This is a genomic window from Anabaena sp. UHCC 0253, from assembly GCF_009712085.1.
GTDB lineage: Bacteria > Cyanobacteriota > Cyanobacteriia > Cyanobacteriales > Nostocaceae > Dolichospermum.
The window spans coordinates 515631-531761 of record NZ_VILD01000004.1 but is presented as its reverse complement, the minus strand read 5'-3'; the positions used below and the strand labels follow the sequence as shown (position 1 = coordinate 531761).

General features: G+C 38.4%; 16 protein-coding genes and 1 pseudogene. 8 read left to right on the top strand and 9 right to left on the bottom strand.

Features of this window, described 5'->3' with window-relative positions; genetic code table 11:
* Window positions 1-6: 6 nt before the first annotated feature.
* Entirely contained in the window at window positions 7-666 is a 660-nt protein-coding gene (locus tag FJR38_RS14080) for an energy-coupling factor transporter transmembrane protein EcfT (protein ID WP_168494003.1), read from the bottom strand.
* Complete coding sequence (locus tag FJR38_RS14075; RefSeq protein ID WP_168537679.1) at window positions 659-1582, bottom strand: energy-coupling factor ABC transporter permease; 924 nt, start codon at window positions 1580-1582, stop codon at window positions 659-661. The genes FJR38_RS14080 and FJR38_RS14075 overlap by 8 nt, the downstream gene beginning before the upstream one ends.
* 438 nt (window positions 1583-2020) lie before the next feature.
* Here FJR38_RS14075 and FJR38_RS14070 point away from each other — a divergent pair, with 438 nt between their 5' ends.
* Window positions 2021-2353: a XisI protein gene (locus tag FJR38_RS14070; RefSeq protein ID WP_168537677.1), complete on the top strand. Its 333-nt coding sequence runs from the start codon at window positions 2021-2023 to the stop codon at window positions 2351-2353.
* 340 nt (window positions 2354-2693) lie between these two features.
* Here the strand turns inward: FJR38_RS14070 and FJR38_RS14065 are convergent, their stop codons facing one another.
* Window positions 2694-4478 carry a reverse transcriptase family protein gene (locus FJR38_RS14065; protein WP_254449461.1) on the bottom strand — a complete coding sequence of 595 codons (1785 nt, stop codon included), beginning with the start codon at window positions 4476-4478 and terminating at the stop codon, window positions 2694-2696.
* Window positions 4479-4589: 111 nt separating this feature from the next.
* On the opposite strand from FJR38_RS14065, the pseudogene FJR38_RS14060 reads away from it, so the two are divergent.
* Window positions 4590-4805 (top strand): annotated as a pseudogene (locus FJR38_RS14060) (helix-hairpin-helix domain-containing protein); the annotation flags it as partial.
* A gap of 180 nt (window positions 4806-4985) precedes the next feature.
* Entirely contained in the window at window positions 4986-5420 is a 435-nt protein-coding gene (locus FJR38_RS14055; protein ID WP_168493996.1) for a bacterioferritin, read from the top strand.
* A 361-nt stretch (window positions 5421-5781) separates the two neighbouring features.
* Here the strand turns inward: FJR38_RS14055 and FJR38_RS14050 are convergent, their stop codons facing one another.
* A complete protein-coding gene (locus FJR38_RS14050; protein WP_371418207.1) occupies window positions 5782-6741 on the bottom strand; it encodes a glycosyltransferase family 2 protein in 960 nt (319 codons plus the stop codon).
* Between the two features lie 185 nt (window positions 6742-6926).
* On the opposite strand from FJR38_RS14050, the gene FJR38_RS14045 reads away from it, so the two are divergent.
* A complete protein-coding gene (locus tag FJR38_RS14045) occupies window positions 6927-8126 on the top strand; it encodes an argininosuccinate synthase (RefSeq protein ID WP_168493992.1) in 1200 nt (399 codons plus the stop codon).
* A gap of 82 nt (window positions 8127-8208) precedes the next feature.
* Here FJR38_RS14045 and FJR38_RS14040 read toward each other — a convergent pair whose 3' ends face one another.
* The gene (locus FJR38_RS14040) at window positions 8209-8838 is read right to left on the bottom strand and encodes a DedA family protein (RefSeq protein WP_168493990.1); all 630 of its coding nucleotides are present in this window, start codon (window positions 8836-8838) and stop codon (window positions 8209-8211) included.
* A 375-nt stretch (window positions 8839-9213) separates the two neighbouring features.
* Here FJR38_RS14040 and FJR38_RS14035 point away from each other — a divergent pair, with 375 nt between their 5' ends.
* Window positions 9214-9567 (top strand): STAS domain-containing protein, encoded by a 354-nt coding sequence (locus FJR38_RS14035; RefSeq protein ID WP_168537673.1) that lies wholly within the window; start codon window positions 9214-9216, stop codon window positions 9565-9567.
* Window positions 9568-9985: 418 nt separating this feature from the next.
* Here the strand turns inward: FJR38_RS14035 and FJR38_RS14030 are convergent, their stop codons facing one another.
* Window positions 9986-10546, bottom strand: coding sequence for an Npun_F5560 family protein (locus FJR38_RS14030; RefSeq protein ID WP_168493987.1), 561 nt, complete (start codon window positions 10544-10546; stop codon window positions 9986-9988).
* Between the two features lie 418 nt (window positions 10547-10964).
* On the bottom strand, window positions 10965-11291 hold the full coding sequence (gene rpsF, locus FJR38_RS14025) for a 30S ribosomal protein S6 (protein WP_168493985.1): 327 nt from the start codon (window positions 11289-11291) through the stop codon (window positions 10965-10967).
* A 294-nt stretch (window positions 11292-11585) separates the two neighbouring features.
* Here rpsF and FJR38_RS14020 point away from each other — a divergent pair, with 294 nt between their 5' ends.
* Window positions 11586-12359, top strand: a complete 774-nt coding sequence (locus tag FJR38_RS14020) for a fumarylacetoacetate hydrolase family protein (protein ID WP_168493983.1) — start codon at window positions 11586-11588, stop codon at window positions 12357-12359.
* 3 nt (window positions 12360-12362) lie between these two features.
* Here the strand turns inward: FJR38_RS14020 and FJR38_RS14015 are convergent, their stop codons facing one another.
* Together FJR38_RS14015 and FJR38_RS14010 are read right to left on the bottom strand one after the other, a co-directional pair.
* Entirely contained in the window at window positions 12363-12851 is a 489-nt protein-coding gene (locus FJR38_RS14015; protein WP_168493982.1) for a Tic20 family protein, read from the bottom strand.
* A 104-nt stretch (window positions 12852-12955) separates the two neighbouring features.
* Window positions 12956-13153 (bottom strand): hypothetical protein, encoded by a 198-nt coding sequence (locus FJR38_RS14010; RefSeq protein WP_168493980.1) that lies wholly within the window; start codon window positions 13151-13153, stop codon window positions 12956-12958.
* 303 nt (window positions 13154-13456) lie between these two features.
* Between FJR38_RS14010 and glyA the strand changes: the two genes are divergently transcribed.
* Both glyA and FJR38_RS14000 read left to right on the top strand, forming a co-directional pair.
* Window positions 13457-14740, top strand: coding sequence for a serine hydroxymethyltransferase (glyA, locus tag FJR38_RS14005; RefSeq protein ID WP_168493978.1), 1284 nt, complete (start codon window positions 13457-13459; stop codon window positions 14738-14740).
* A gap of 76 nt (window positions 14741-14816) precedes the next feature.
* Complete coding sequence (locus FJR38_RS14000; RefSeq protein WP_168537671.1) at window positions 14817-16085, top strand: competence/damage-inducible protein A; 1269 nt, start codon at window positions 14817-14819, stop codon at window positions 16083-16085.
* Window positions 16086-16131 lie beyond the last annotated feature (46 nt).

Below are 16131 nucleotides of genomic sequence, written 5' to 3'. Positions count from 1 at the left end.
CACCACTCAAATAACAGTAAGGTAGGAACTTAGGGTTAAACAAGTAGCTGTTACCCCAGCTATTAACAAGATAAAGCGTTCTTTCGGTTTCAGGGTGGAATCTATGGGTAATTGTCCGTTATATCCACGAGTGATCATGGCAGCGTAAACCCTTTCGGCTCTATCTAAGGTGCGGAGATACAAAGCCCCAATCATCGAGGCACTGGCGTAGCGTAGCCATCCTGTAGTCCCATTTAAACCGCGTAATTGGGCGCTGCGCTGCATCCGGGTGACTTCTGAGAGCAAAATTTCTAAATATTGTCCTGCCAAAATCAGGTTTTCCTTTAATGGTGCAGGTAGTGGTAAGTTTTTCAGAGCAATGCCTAAACTGTGGGGGGGTAAGGTTAATAAAAAACTGTTCATGGTAATTAAACAGATTAGCGATCGCACGAGTAAAAAACTAGCCTTTTCCCATCCCAAAGGTAAAGCTACCAAGGAGAGAAAAATGAATTCTGCACCCAGCAAACCCCCTAATTTGCGAATGGGGACTTTTAAAATGCCCACCCACAAAAGTGCGATCGCTCCATACACAAGCAAATTAGACCAACTATAATGCTTTAAAAAAGCCGCCCCAATCACAATAATGAGCGATAATTGCAAGCGTAATGGCAAGGAAATTTTAAGCATTTTTCGGTTTCATCACTTTGGCAATTCCAAAGGCTACACCAAAGCAAGCTGTAGCACCTATCAAACCCGCAATACTCGTACCTATTTGTTCCAAACCTTGAATACTGTAATCAGCAAAGGGCGTGGGTACTTCTATTCTGACTTCTTCAGCTAAGTTAATAAAACCCATGTTTTCTGCGACTCTTTCCAACCCATCAGGCCAAGCGGAAGCAAATAGGGACAACACACCCGCTACAAGAATAATACTCACAACAGGTACTAACCAGCCTTTAAATTTTTCTTCTTCACCTGGTAACAAATCTGGACGGGCTGTGGCTAAATAAGTCAATACACCCCCAGTAATCAATCCTTCACCAACACCAATTAAAATATGTACACCTGCCATGGTGGGTAAAACCAGGTTAGCTGGTGCTGTTCCTGAAAGGGCTAGTTCAATGGCACAAGCGATCGCCGCGACAACTACACTCACACCAGCAGCAATTCCGGCTGCTAGGGGTAAACGTCCTTTAGAACCACCAAGTAGTCTTTGTAAGGTTTGGGTTAATCCCCAAGCTACCCAAACACCAATTACTCCCAGATTTAAAATATTTGCACCCAAGGCAGTAATTCCACCATCAGCAAATAGCACTGCTTGAATAATTAAAACTGTTGCTATACATAGCATTCCCGCCCAAGGACTACCCAAAATAATCGCCGCTAAAGCACTACCGCACAAGTGTCCACTAGTACCTCCCGCTACGGGAAAATTAATCATTTGGGCTGCAAATATAAAGGCGGTGGTTAACCCAAGGATGGGGGCGCGACGAATGCCAAAAGCTGTTTGCGATCGCTCAAAAGAAACAAATAAAGCGGCTGCACTAGCTAAACTGGTAACTGCTGCTACTGGTACTGAAACAAATCCATCTGGTATGTGCATGAGACCCTGTATTTTTTAATGTGTTTTTTTGCAGACTAATTTAAGCAATATAACGACTAACAAAATTAATAGCAAACTAAAATTTACCTCTTTTTACAATGCCTTATTGGCAGATGTTTTTGGCTTTTTTTTAGGTTTTATTTATAATAAAAAATACATCAAATTATATATTTATTTTTTCAATCGTTAACATTTATAAATCTTTATGACATAATCTCATAATTCTAACTGCTTGAAGAAATTAGGAATCTGAAGCTTTGGTAATTTAAGCCTGAATTAGGTAGACATACAATATGGATTTTTAGTTTTTATTACAACTGTCAAATGTTAATATATAAGTAACTATGAATTTTTTATACTGCCTTTTATTCAATCAGTTATTAAAACAAATCAACTTTGTTTAGTAGTTTATAATATTGAACAGGAGGTAATATCAAAATGGCAAAATTAGCAGAATATCAGCAATATATTCAGAATTTACTGAAACAACACGCTAGTATGGTCTGGGATAAACGCATTCAAGCACAGACAATTTTTGATATTGAAAATAACCATTATCAATTAATTTATGTGGGTTGGCGTGATCAAAATCGTATTTATGGACCTGTTTTACATCTCGATATTATTGATGATAAAATCTGGATTCAGCAAGATGGTACAGAGGTAGGAATTGCCAATGAATTGGTTGAATTAGGTGTACCAAAAGAAGATATTGTTTTAGGTTTTCAATTGCCTTCTGTCCGACAATATACGGATTTTGCTGTTAGTTAATTAAATTTCAATTGTTAACATAAATATTTAAAAAAATATCACGCGACACTGTTTTTAGGTTGCCCCTTCGTTAGCCCGAAGGCAACATAGTATCCCGTACTCTCATCATAGGGCGTAGCCCCCATAAAAAACCACATTAGATTTCACTTCCGTACACAGGAAGTTTTGATCGTGGTAAAGTACATACTGACTCACCGAAGGCGATAGCCAGGCGACTAAGAATTAGCTTGAAAACAGAGGGCGGCGCTCCACCACCCAAAAATGCAAGGCTGTTGTACCTTTTGACAATGGCGCGTGATAATTAAAGTATAAAACATTGAATGTATAAAAAGCAAGTTTTTTAGAAAGGAGGATCATCTGTGTCATCAAAAGAGAATTGTTCTGGTTGCCAATTTATCAAGAAATGTAAAAAGTCTAATAGTTCTTCGGCTGCTAATTCTTGAAGATATTTTTTATTATAAGTTTCTTGCAGATATTGCCGTTTCTTAATTTTATTAAATCTCACTGCTCGAAGTTTATCATTAATCTGTTTTAGAATATTAGATTGAGTCAAAAACTCTTGATAAACTAATACAACTTTTTCCCGTTTACGGACATATTTTTCTTTAATTCGGTGTATTTGTTCTATAAATTTACCACCTTTTTCTGGATTTACCATAGCCACAAAATTAGCAAAACCTTCAATTGCGGCAATAATATCCTGAGACTGTCCCCAAGTATAATTTTGCAAACCATCTTTTTCAATTTTATAAAGAACCGCACGAAAAGTTTTAAGTTTATCTCTAGAAATATTAAGTTTTTCATTAACGATTAAACCCGTTACTTCCTGTCTGCGATAATTGCGAACTACCCTAGTTTTATTTTCATTAATTTCAAAGTCTTCTTTTTTAACAATCAAATTGGTAAGTTTTAGAATATTATTGATATTCACAAGACTTTCACCAGAAGCAGAAAAAGTTAAATCATCAGCATAGCGACTATAATCAAAACCATATTGTTTAGCCATAAAATTTAATCTTCTATCTAACCTACGACAAAGAATATTTGTAATTGCTGGGCTACTTGGTGCGCCTTGGGGTAAATAACGATCTGTCCATGATAGTAGACTATTAATTTGTCCGTTTATTTCAACTTCTTTAATTTTCGGTTCTGTGCAAATTAAAGCGAAAATTGTTGAGGCTGTTTCTGAATATCCAAAGGATTTAAAAAGTCCCTTAATTCGTTTATAAGAAATTGAAGGAAAAAAATCTTTGAGATCAATATTAATAATTACTTCCTTACCTACATGAATCTGTGCATTTGTAACTATAGAGTATTTCAGACGGAAACCGTGAGCAGCATTATGTAATTCTAGCTTTTCGAGAATATTATCAAGAATCCAATTTTGAGCTTTTTTTAATAATTTTTTTGGTGCGGAAATTTGCCGATATCCACTCGGTTTTTTGGGTATTTGAAACCGAATGTAGTGATTATCTTTGCGGGAAAAAGCCAGAAATCGCAATCCTTTAACACTAATTCCCATAGCTTGAGCAATTTCTTCATGAGAATTATATATAGGTAAGTGTTTACTTTCTAATTTTTCCTGATTGAACTGAGAATTTTCACCCCGCTTTTTTCGCAATAACTCAATAGTTTCTAATCGGCTAGAAAGGAAATTTTCAAATTTATTTAATTCGGATGATATTAAATCATATATTTCTTGTTCTAAGTGCCAAGTACCTTCATATTCAATATCCGAAAATTCATCATTATTTTTATTATTAGAAGAATGCGAATAATCTTTTCCAATTAAATTCTGAATTTTTTGACAGATATTTGTATATTCTTGATCAGCTACAAGTGTATCAGCTTTTTGTAAATCAGTAATTGCACCTTGATCATCTCTTTGTTTCCTGCAAATTAAACCTCGATAGTGATAAGCTGTAGAAGAATTTTGGTCTTGAGCAATAATTTGGTTAAAACAATCAATAGCTTCACTATATTTATTTTCTTTGTATAGAGAAATTCCTATGGTTATCAGTTGATAATTATCCATATCATTCGTAAATGCAATTTGTTTGATATTTATATAAAATAATCCGCGCAGGCGGGTTTTGTCTATGTAGGTGCGATTTCTAATCGTCATAGTGATTGTCTTATATGTTACAATACTATTGCCAATTTTCCTAAATAGGTATGAAACCCAATAAAATCGTGACGATATCAATAGGTTTTCAGGGTTTTGGCAATAGTATTGCTATATAAAGGTATTTCTAGCCAAATGGCGCAGGAAAATCCTGAAGCACACAAAGCCATAGATACAGCTTTTGTAGATTTGGTGAAAGTTTGGACTACTGCTATCCCACCCGCGCAAGCAGTGAAAACTCCTGAAGATGTTACCAAGTTGGTGAAAACCATAGAGGAAAATACTCAAAAAGTGCTAGGAAAAACTAACACTAAAGCACAAAGTTAGTATTTTCACACCATTGGAAGTACAGAATAAGAAGTTTAAAATGGTGAATAAGAGAGAAAATAGTTAAAAACTAAGAGTGAGAATAGTTTTGTTTTTCAAAACCTGAAAAAAGTATAACTTCTCACTCATAATTGGTAGCTAAATACTCTCTATTTGTAATTTTGCTGAACTTAACAACTAATGCAAGAACTCGATCACAAAAAGACCATTGACATCCTCAACGCCATTATGGAATTTGAACTAGCAGGGGTAGTTCGCTACACCCATTATTCCTTAATGGTGACAGGTCCCAATCGTATCCCCATTGTGGCATTCTTCAAAGCGCAAGCCACAGAATCTTTACTTCATGCTCAACAAGTAGGAGAAATTCTCACTGGTTTAGAGGGACATCCTACTTTGAGAATTGCCCCAATGGAAGAAACTTTTAAACATAATGTCAAGGACATCTTGCAAGAAAGTTTATCCCATGAAAAGAACGCTTTGGATATGTACAAAAGTCTTCTAGAAACTGTCACTAACGCCAGTATTTACCTAGAAGAATTCGCTCGTGGCATGATTGGACAAGAAGAGATGCACAATCTCGAACTCAAAAAAATGTTACGTGATTTTAGCTAATAGTTTATAAGTCAGGAGTCAGAAGTCAGAGTAAGAATTTACAACTGACAACTGACAACTGGCTAATAAATAAGATAATACACATCTCCTGAAAATATCAATCTCCTATTATTAGGAAATGACTTACAACCATTAACAAGAAGATTTCTATTAACGTAAAGTTCGAGTTAGATAAATTGTCAGAATCAGGAGGTTACTGAGCGATCGCCTGCTTGGCGTAGCCATAGTCGAAGTACAGGATCAAGACTAATATTTTATCACTAATTACCAATCACCAATCATCAGCCTTAACTAGATGACTAGCAACTTGGGTTATTAAGCATTGTCAATTACATGGCTTACACCACACTATCAGCAAGCCCTATTTATCCTGCATTTCCTTATAAGCAGCATAAACACTTTTTACATTATACCAATTTAAGAAAATTCGCGCAATTTCCAAAGCCAACTGCGGTTTCCCTAAATTAATTAACCATTGCAAAAAAGGAGACATGGTTTTTTCATTCAATGCCCCATTTAAAGAAAGAATCCCCCATAATAAACGATGAAACCAAGTCATTTGAATCATCATTTTCACTTCCCAAGTAGGATGTTTTTGATAAAATAAAACTCCCATTCGTCCCCGTTGGATTTCTTGATCAATTAACTTAGGAATTTGTTGTAAACTAAAGGCTGGATGCCAATGATAACCAACAGCTTCAGGACATTTAATTAAACTCAAACCTAATTTTTTTAATCTTACCCCTAATTCTAAATCTTCCCAACCATAAAGTTGAAAACCAGTATCAAATAAACCGGCTGCTTCTAACCAATGTTTGGAAATAGCGACATTACCCGTAGCAAAGAAAGCAGCGGAAAAATCTGTGATTTTATAAGGTTCAGCAGTCGGATTTTCAAAATTGCAAGTGTTAATGACTGCACCATAAGTAAAAAAACGTTCTTTTGGTGTATCGGATGTATTACTCTCCAACTTCTTTTTTCCCTGAACCAAAGCATCTGCATGAGCTTGTAGAAAGCTGTTCAGCACTACTAAATCACTATCAATAAAAATTATCGTGTCTCCCAGTGCTTTGTTCACTCCTAAATTCCGTGCAGCAGCAGGACCTGCATGATCCTGTTCAAAACACCGTAAATGAGGGAACTCATGTTTATGCTCTGCTAACCAGTCTAGTGTACCATCGGTAGAACCATCATCCACTAAGACAACTTCATAACCTTGTATGGGCGTTACATCTTTCAATTCCTGTAACTCTAAAGCGCGGAGGCACTTTTGCAAAATTGGTAAGCGATTGTAAGTGGGAATTACAATACTAAAAAACATAGTTTTACTGAAAATACTATTATCCATATTTAGAATATGATAAATACCACAAAGTCAGGGTTTCTTGATTTTAAATTTTGAATAAAAGAATTTTTAATTTGGATCGCTGTTGCATCAGTAAAATATACACGATGTAGTCAGATATAATAATGACTCATTCTTTGTTTTCCTAAGTGGAGAAACTAATGGGTCGCGCAAAAAAGGTTGTTCTGGCATATTCTGGTGGAGTAGATACTTCCGTTTGCATTCCCTACTTAAAGAAAGAGTGGGGAGTAGAAGAGGTAATTACCCTAGCAGCAGATTTAGGCCAGGGAGATGAATTAGAACCAGTTCGAGAAAAAGCCCTAAAATCGGGTGCAAGTGAATCCTTAGTAGCGGATGTTAAGGATATCTTTGTTAGAGAGTATGCTTTTCCGGCAATTCAAGCCAATGCGCTCTATGAAAATCGCTATCCTCTAGGAACAGCACTAGCTCGCCCTCTAATTGCGAAGATTTTAGTAGAAGCGGCTGCAAAATATGGTGCGGATGCGATCGCTCACGGTTGCACAGGTAAAGGTAACGATCAAGTACGCTTCGATGTTTCCTGTACAGCCCTCAATCCCAACCTCAAAATCCTTGCACCAGCTAGAGAATGGGGAATGAGTCGGGAGCAAACTATCGCCTATGGTGAGCAATTTGGGATTCCCACACCAGTAAAAAAATCCTCTCCTTTCAGTATAGATAAAAACTTACTTGGTCGCAGTATTGAAGCTGGTACATTGGAAGATCCAGCTAATGAGCCGCCAGAAGAAATCTATGAAATGACAAAGGCGATCGCTGACACTCCTAATGAGCCAGAATACTTAGAAATTGGTTTCCAAAAAGGGCTTCCTACCACCATCAATGGTACAACCAAAAACCCTGTCGAATTAATTGAACAACTCAATCAAATCGTCGGAAATCATGGTATTGGGCGGATTGACATGATTGAAAACCGCTTAGTAGGTATCAAATCACGGGAAATATACGAATCACCAGCAATGGTAGTTCTGATCAACGCCCACCGTGATTTAGAAAGCCTGACTTTAACAGCCGATGTCAGTCAGTACAAACGAGGCATTGAAGAAACTTACACCAAACTCGTATACAACGGACTTTGGTACAGTCCACTTAAAGCTGCGTTAGATGCCTTTATTCAACAAACACAAGAGAGAGTATCTGGTGTAGTGCGGTTAAAACTATTCAAAGGTAACGCTACCATAGTTGGCCGTTGGAGTGATAATTCCCTCTACACTCCAGACTTAGCCACCTACGGCGCAGATGATCAATTTGATCACAAAGCCGCAGAAGGCTTCATCTATGTTTGGGGACTACCTACTCGTATTTGGGCGCAACAGAATAAATAATTAGGTGATTGGTAATTGGTGATTGGTGATTGGAAATAATTTATTACCCATTACCCATTACCCATTACCCATTACCCATTACCTACTCTTCTGTTTGCTCCTTAACTGCACGAGACTCCCACCAAATTGGGATCGCAATCACAGCAACTAAGATAAGTAAAGCAAAAATCGCAAATTGACTTACCCAAGTCACCAATTGTTCTAAAGAAATAATTCTCCCTGCAAAAAAAGCTAAAGTCACCATCACACTGGCCCATACTGTCGCCCCAGCTAAGTTATAAATCAAGAATTTGCCAAACGGCATTTCCGCTATCCCAGCAAGTGGTGCAGCAAAAATTCGCAACAAGGCAAAAAAGCGACCAAAAAAGACAGCTTTAGCAGCGTTTTCAGTAAATTGTTCTTTAATACTCAACAGTCGTACTTCCGAGATGCGGAAAATCTTCCCAGCTTGAAGCAAGAAAGGCCAACCACCTACTCGACCAATCCAATAGCCGCAATTACCACCAATTACAGCACCACCAACAGCGTCACCGAGAACCAACCAATAATTTAGTTCATTACTACCAGCGAGGAAACCACCAACAATAGTCACGGTTTCACCAGGTAGAGGAATGCCCAAATTCTCTAGCAAGATTCCTAAAAAAATTGCCAAATAACCATAATTATGAGCAATTTCTTGGATGTTTTCTAGTGAAATTAGCTCAAAAGACATCCAGCACCACCGAGTTTACAAAATTTTACCTTTTACATATCTTCGCTTGTCTTGGCTGGGAGTGTCAAAGAATTTATTGCGGTTTTGAATTTTGATTGTAAAATCGTCAAAAAATTAGCTTATGAATAATTTATCAATCACTTGTAAACCGATCAGAAATTTATAAAAGATAAATTTGATACCGAATTTACTGAAAGATTGTGTATATACTGAAAATATTAATCAAAAATTATACGGTATAGCTACTGTAGACAATTGTTTCAACTAAATTACGGTCAAACCTTTTAGATCAGGTTAAACTGTAAATAGATTGTTGAAGTGTGGACAGTATTAGTATCGGTTTTTTCTCGAATCTTTCAATACTTAGTTAAATTTATGACTCTTACACAAGAACGCCAAGTGATTTTGTTTAAACCCGAAGGCAGCATAGACTTAGAGGGTGGTACGGCCTTGAGCGAACAGATGGCTGAAATAAAACCTCAGCATCACCAACTCTGGGTTATAGATTTAGGAGAAGTAGATTTCATGGATAGTTCTGGATTAGTCCCCCTGGTAAAAGGACTCACATCAGCACGTCAAAGTGGTTGCCGATTGGTACTTTGTAACGTTAAAGCTCCTGTTAAATTGATTTTGGAACTTACTCAACTAGATTCAGTATTTGAAATTTTCCCAAATTACGAAGATATTTCTACTTCTGTTGAAAATCAGCAGCTATTATTAGCAAGCTAATTTGTCAAATTTTTCATCTTTTTTTCGGGAGATCCCCCATCCTCAACGAAGCAGGGTGGGGTTATTGACAAATACGTGACATACTCCACACACTCCCCTTCGGGTGAGTGTGGGCTTCTCAGCGACTCTTCTTTGAAGACATTGACTGAGCTTTAAGACCGTGTGTCCCACGGTTCTTTAGTTCTTTTAAAACAATTGGTTTCTATTTAAATAGGCTGCTTTTCAGCATTTAATTGGACTACACCTATTCGATTGAATTCTATCATAAATTAGAAGAATCAGAAAATGTTCATTCGTCCCACGCTCCTAAGAGTGAGACGTGGGGCTTCTTGCTGTTAAGCTAAAATCCGCAGTACCTGAAAAAAGACAGGCTCTGCGGAATAGAAGTTTTGATTGAAATCAAATACACTCACAAATTTTAGGCATTTTGTGGAGTAGACAGATTATTTGGTGTAACTTCTGAACGAGGAAAAGTAGGTAAATCAATACCACCATGATTGGTGTAGCGGTTTTTGAGTGCTAGACGATAACTCACGCTTTGCAACTCGGCTTGCAATTGGCGATTTTCTCGTTGTAACATTGCTACCTTATCTCGCACTGGTGTCATGCGTTCCTCAAACTTACGACGGTAAATTTGGGGTAATTCCTGTACTACTTGTTCTAACATTCTACTCCGATCAGTTAGCTCCTGTACTGACTGTCGTAGTTGGTAAATTTCAGTATCACGATTCGTAATTTGCTCTTGGTAGAACGTCACCTGCTGTTCAACAGCTTGGAGTTGATCTCTTAAAGCTTGCAATTGACTCAAATCTATCTCTGGCTCAGATTTGGGTGGGGTAAAGTTAGTATTACCCTTGACTAGCCGAAATAGTTCTTGTGATAACTGCTGCACTAATTGATCTCGCAATTGCAACTCTTGTTGCAACTGAGATATTTCGGTAGACAGTTCTTGGATGTTTGGTATATCAGATTGGCTCACAGTCACTTAAAGCTCTTATATATAACTGCGATATTGACACTCTCAGAGTTTTTGGACCCTAAGATTCTTGGTTTATTAAGGTTACTTGCTTTGACAGGATTGCTCCAACCAAGGTAGAGGTATCTTCTCCCCAAGCGTGAATTCCGGTATGCCCTACCGTATCATATTAGTTTTTGTTTAGTAGTAAGTCCGATTGAAATCTAGCTTTATTAAACTGCAACACCGTTAGGTGAGACGACGTACTTAACCAATCAAATTAAGTTTTTACGTTGTTTAGTTATACTTGATTTTTGACTTGCGCCGATTATATCACATACTGAGCAAATTTATTAAAATCTTCCCCACCTTACTGTGATGAAGATGGGGACTTTAAAGATCACTCAAGAGATTTCCAAGGGGCGCGAGGTAAATGTGGCGATTAAACCGCTACAGCTTCTTCTTCTGGTTTTTCTTTAGGAATTTCTTGCTTGATTGTCATATAGCGAATAACTTCTTCGCTTAGTCGCATTGCACGTTCCATGATAGCAATTACAGTTCCTGGTCCTGTGTAGTTGAGTTGAACATAAATACCATCACGATGCTTTTTAATTTCATAAGCTAGACGACGCTTGCCACGATTTTGGATTTCAATATTCTCAGCACCGTTTTCGCGGATTAAGTTTTCGTATTTAGCGATCGCTTGTTCTACCTGTTCATCTCCCAAATCAGGACGGAGAATATACATGGTTTCGTAAACTGTGGTCATATTCTTTAATTCACCTTATGGACAAAATGGCTGAAGAAGTGTTAATTCATACAAATATTGCTGTCAGCGATACTTTTATTGATCAACAGTTCAAGCAACAAGGAATTTTGACATTTTTTTAGCAATCCCACATTAACACAATTTTCAGCAGTATTTGTCTGACGGCTAGACTTGATTTCTAGATTAAAGTCATAAGGTTTTCAGCATTTATCTTATAATCTTACCAGTTTTCGATGAAAATCATTAACCAAATTCTGCTCAAAGAAAGCATATTTAAGGATATTGATTCAAGTTATGGCGCAGCGATATGTGCGAGTTCAAAGTCAAGAAGGGAAGATTTACTATGGGTTGCTCCAGCTTTCCCAAAATGTGGAAGTGCTAGACGCTCCACCTTGGTTAGATGGTCAACCGACAGATTTAACCCTAGAACCTAACCGTTACACAATTCTAGCTCCCTGTGCGCCTTCAAAAATTGTCGCGGTAGGGAAAAATTATGCTGATCATGCAGCCGAAATGGGAACACCACTACCGGCTGAACCATTAATTTTTTTCAAACCGCCGACATCTGTAATTGCTTCAGGTAGAGAAATTAAGTATCCTCACCAATCTCAAAAAGTAGACTATGAAGGAGAATTAGCCTTAGTGATTGGCGATCGCACTTGTGACTGTACCCCAGCCGCAGCCCAAAGTAAAATTTGGGGTTACACCATTGCTAATGATGTCACCGCCAGAGATTTACAGAAAAAAGACCCCCAATGGACAAGAGCCAAAGGTTTTGATACTTTTTGTCCCCTTGGTCCTTGGATTGTCCGAGAATTAAACCCAGGAGCGAGATTACAGACATTTTTGAATGACAATCCTCATCCAGTCCAATCTACCTGTATTGATCAGATGGTATTTTCCCCAGATTTTTTAGTGTCTTACATCAGTCAAGTGATGACTCTATTACCTGGGGATATAGTGTTAACTGGTACACCTATGGGGGTAGGGGCTTTACACATAGGCGATCGCATCCGCATAGAAATCGAAGGTATCGGTCGCCTAGAAAACAATGTAATTGCTCGTTAGCTCCTAACGTACCTGCATATGCACTGCATCGGAAATTGCTGGAATTTCTGCATACTTCCCCATTAATGACTGAGCAACCGAATAAACAACTGCTGCTACTATTCCTAAAAAGATGGTATTAGCAAAGGTTTCTAACGCAAAATTAACACCAGGAATAACTTGTGACATCTGAGCTAAAATTTGTACTAAGATCACGCACAGGAATATGACTATATCCAAAATAATTGCCTGCATAGTGTTGAAACGAATAAAGTGACTAATTTTTTCGTTTCTAACTACCAACAACCATAAAGCAAAGAAAATTATTAATCCCGCATATGGTATGCTTCTGTAGATTTGTTGCAAAGGAAACAGGGGTAAAAACAACAGTTTTAATACGGGAAACTGGTTAAATAAAATGCTCCCGAACATTAAACCTTCAATCAAAGGCAGTAAATAAGGTAAACAAGCAAGAATTCGATCAGGAAAAGTTGTAGACCCGCGCCAAGACATTTTGTGTTCTCCTATGGCTAAATTTCAACAGCTATTGAGCATAGGATAACGCAGATGCTTGACCTTGCTGGCAAATACAATATTTCGACTTCGCTCAACAACCATTATTCTATATTGGCGACACGGAAACCCATTACACACTCATATTGATCAGGCTGTTGTTCAGTAAATTTACTAATTGTTTGACCACAGCGCAATTTACCTCCACCCCAGCGGGGTTGGCCGCTGCCGTTTGCAAGTAAACAAGACTGACAAACTTTTTCAGGGCTAAGGATCTGATTGTCCATGACAATGACTAACATCTAAATCCCTCCTTGTCGTAAATATAGCAACCTACATTCATGATCTGGGCAAAAATTCTACCCATTTAATCTGCTTTTATTGTATCTTCTATATCTTAGACTTTGGTGAATTTCAGTACAAAATAATACATAAATTCAAACTACCACCTTTATGAAAATGAGAAATTCCGATATGATGACATTCCCGGTTCTCAAAGCTTTTCAGCTTAAATTCCTATAATAAACAAATTGCCTGATTTGTAACTTTGGTACTAGGTTTAATCTCAATCTCCATTTTCGTCAACTTCCATAAGGATTATAAACGTGAACAAAACTAACTCAGACCTCCTAAAAAACTCAGATCCCGCCATTAACGAACTAATTAACCAAGAACTACAGCGTCAACGTGACCACTTGGAACTAATTGCTAGTGAAAACTTTACCTCTGCTGCTGTATTAGCTGCTCAAGGTTCAGTATTAACCAATAAATACGCCGAAGGATTACCAGGTAAACGCTACTATGGCGGTTGCGAATTTGTTGACAAAATTGAACAAATAGCCATTGACCGGGCTAAACAGTTATTTGGCGCGGCTCATGCCAATGTCCAACCCCATTCCGGCGCACAAGCTAATTTTGCCGTCTTCCTGACTCTGCTGAAACCAGGGGACACAATTATGGGTATGGACTTGTCCCACGGAGGACACCTAACTCATGGTTCACCAGTCAACGTTTCTGGTAAATGGTTTCAAGTCCGTCATTACGGCGTAAGCAAAGAAACCGAACAACTAGACTATGATCAAATTCGGGATTTAGCCCTTAAAGAACGGCCTAAACTCTTAATTTGTGGTTATTCAGCCTATCCTCGAATTATTGACTTTGAAAAATTCCGCAGCATTGCGGATGAAGTTGGCGCTTACTTACTTGCAGATATTGCTCACATTGCTGGTTTAGTCGCTACCGGTCATCATCCCAACCCCTTACCTTATTGTGATGTCGTCACCACCACCACCCATAAAACCTTACGTGGTCCAAGAGGTGGTTTGATTTTAACTCGTGATGCCGAATTGGGTAAAAAGCTCGATAAATCAGTTTTCCCAGGGACTCAAGGTGGACCACTAGAACACGTCATTGCTGGTAAAGCCGTGGCTTTTGGTGAAGCTCTCAAACCTGAGTTTACTACCTATTCTGGGCAAGTAATTGAAAATGCTCGCGCTTTAGCAACCCAACTGCAAAATAGAGGACTCAAGCTAGTATCTAATGGAACAGATAATCACTTGATGTTAGTAGATTTGCGCTCCATTGGCATGACTGGGAAAAAAGGAGATCAGCTAGTCAGCACCGTTAATATTACGGCTAATAAGAATACAGTTCCATTTGATCCTGAATCACCCTTTGTTACCAGTGGTTTAAGATTAGGTTCTCCCGCCATGACGACAAGAGGTTTAGGCGTGGCAGAATTTACAGAAATTGGTAATATTATTAGCGATCGCTTACTCTCACCAGATTCAGATACAGTAACTAAAGACTGTTTAATGAGAGTAGCCGCATTGTGCGATCGCTTCCCATTATATCCTCACCTAGAAATTCCCCAACCAGCCCTAGCGTAGAGAATTTTAGATTTTGGATTTTGGATCACTATTCTAAAATCCAAAACATATCCCCTATTCCCTCTTTCCTATCCCCATGAGTGCAGAAATTATTTGTGTTGGTACAGAAATGCTGCTGGGAGATATCCTCAACAGCAACGCCCAATATCTAGCCCAACAGTTAGCGCAGTTAGGCATTCCCCACTATTATCAAACCGTAGTCGGAGATAATCCAGAGAGGCTCAAAGAAGTTATAGAAATTGCTGCTTCTAGGGTAAAAATTCTTATTTTTACAGGTGGTTTAGGACCCACACCCGATGATCTCACCTGTGAAACCATTGCTGATTTTTTTGGTGTTCCTTTGGTAGAACGAGCCGATATTGTTGAAGATATAGCCCAGAAATTTGCCCAACGGGGACGAGTAATGTCTGCCAATAATCGCAAACAAGCCTTAATTCCCCAAGGAGCAGACATTTTACCCAACCCCACCGGAACAGCACCGGGGATAATTTGGCAACCTCGCACTGGATTAACTATTTTTACCTTTCCGGGCGTTCCTAGCGAAATGTATCGAATGTGGACCCAAACAGCCGTACCATTTCTCAAAAGTCAAGGTTGGGGAAAAGAAATTATTTATAGCCGCAGTTTAAGATTTTGGGGAATTGGAGAATCAGCTTTAGCAGAAAAAGTAGCCCCTTATTTTGACTTAACTAATCCCACAGTAGCCCCCTATGCAGGGAAGGGAGAAGTCAGATTGCGAGTTTCAGCTAAAGCTACTGACGCAACAACAGCAGAGGCTTTAATTGCACCCATTCAGAAACAACTGATAGAAATTGCCGGTTTAGATTATTACGGTGCTGATGATGAAAATCTAGCTTCCGTAGTCGGTAAACTGTTGCGAGAGTCGAGAGAAACCCTATCAGTCGCAGAATCTTGCACTGGGGGAGAACTAGGACAAATGTTAACGGAAATTTCTGGTAGTTCAGATTATTTTTGGGGAGGAGTGATTTCCTACGATAATTCTGTCAAAGTTAAATTATTAGGAGTTAACCCAGAGGATTTAGAGAAATTTGGTGCAGTGAGTGCCACTGTAGCCGAACAAATGGCTAGAGGTGTGAAAAATCACCTCTCAACTACCTGGGGATTAAGTATTACAGGAATTGCTGGACCCACAGGGGGAACAGATACTAAACCTGTGGGTTTAGTGTATATCGGTTTAGCAGGTCCAGGAGATGAAGTAACCAGTTTTGAACATAAATTTGGATCGATTCGGGGTCGTTCTTTAATTCGTTATGTCAGTGCAAATGCAGCGTTGGATAATTTGCGTCGTCAGCTAGTAAAGCCAACCAAACTTAGTCCCCGATAACTAATCAAAGAGGATGGGCGATTTCTAAAACTTACCTAATCTTCCT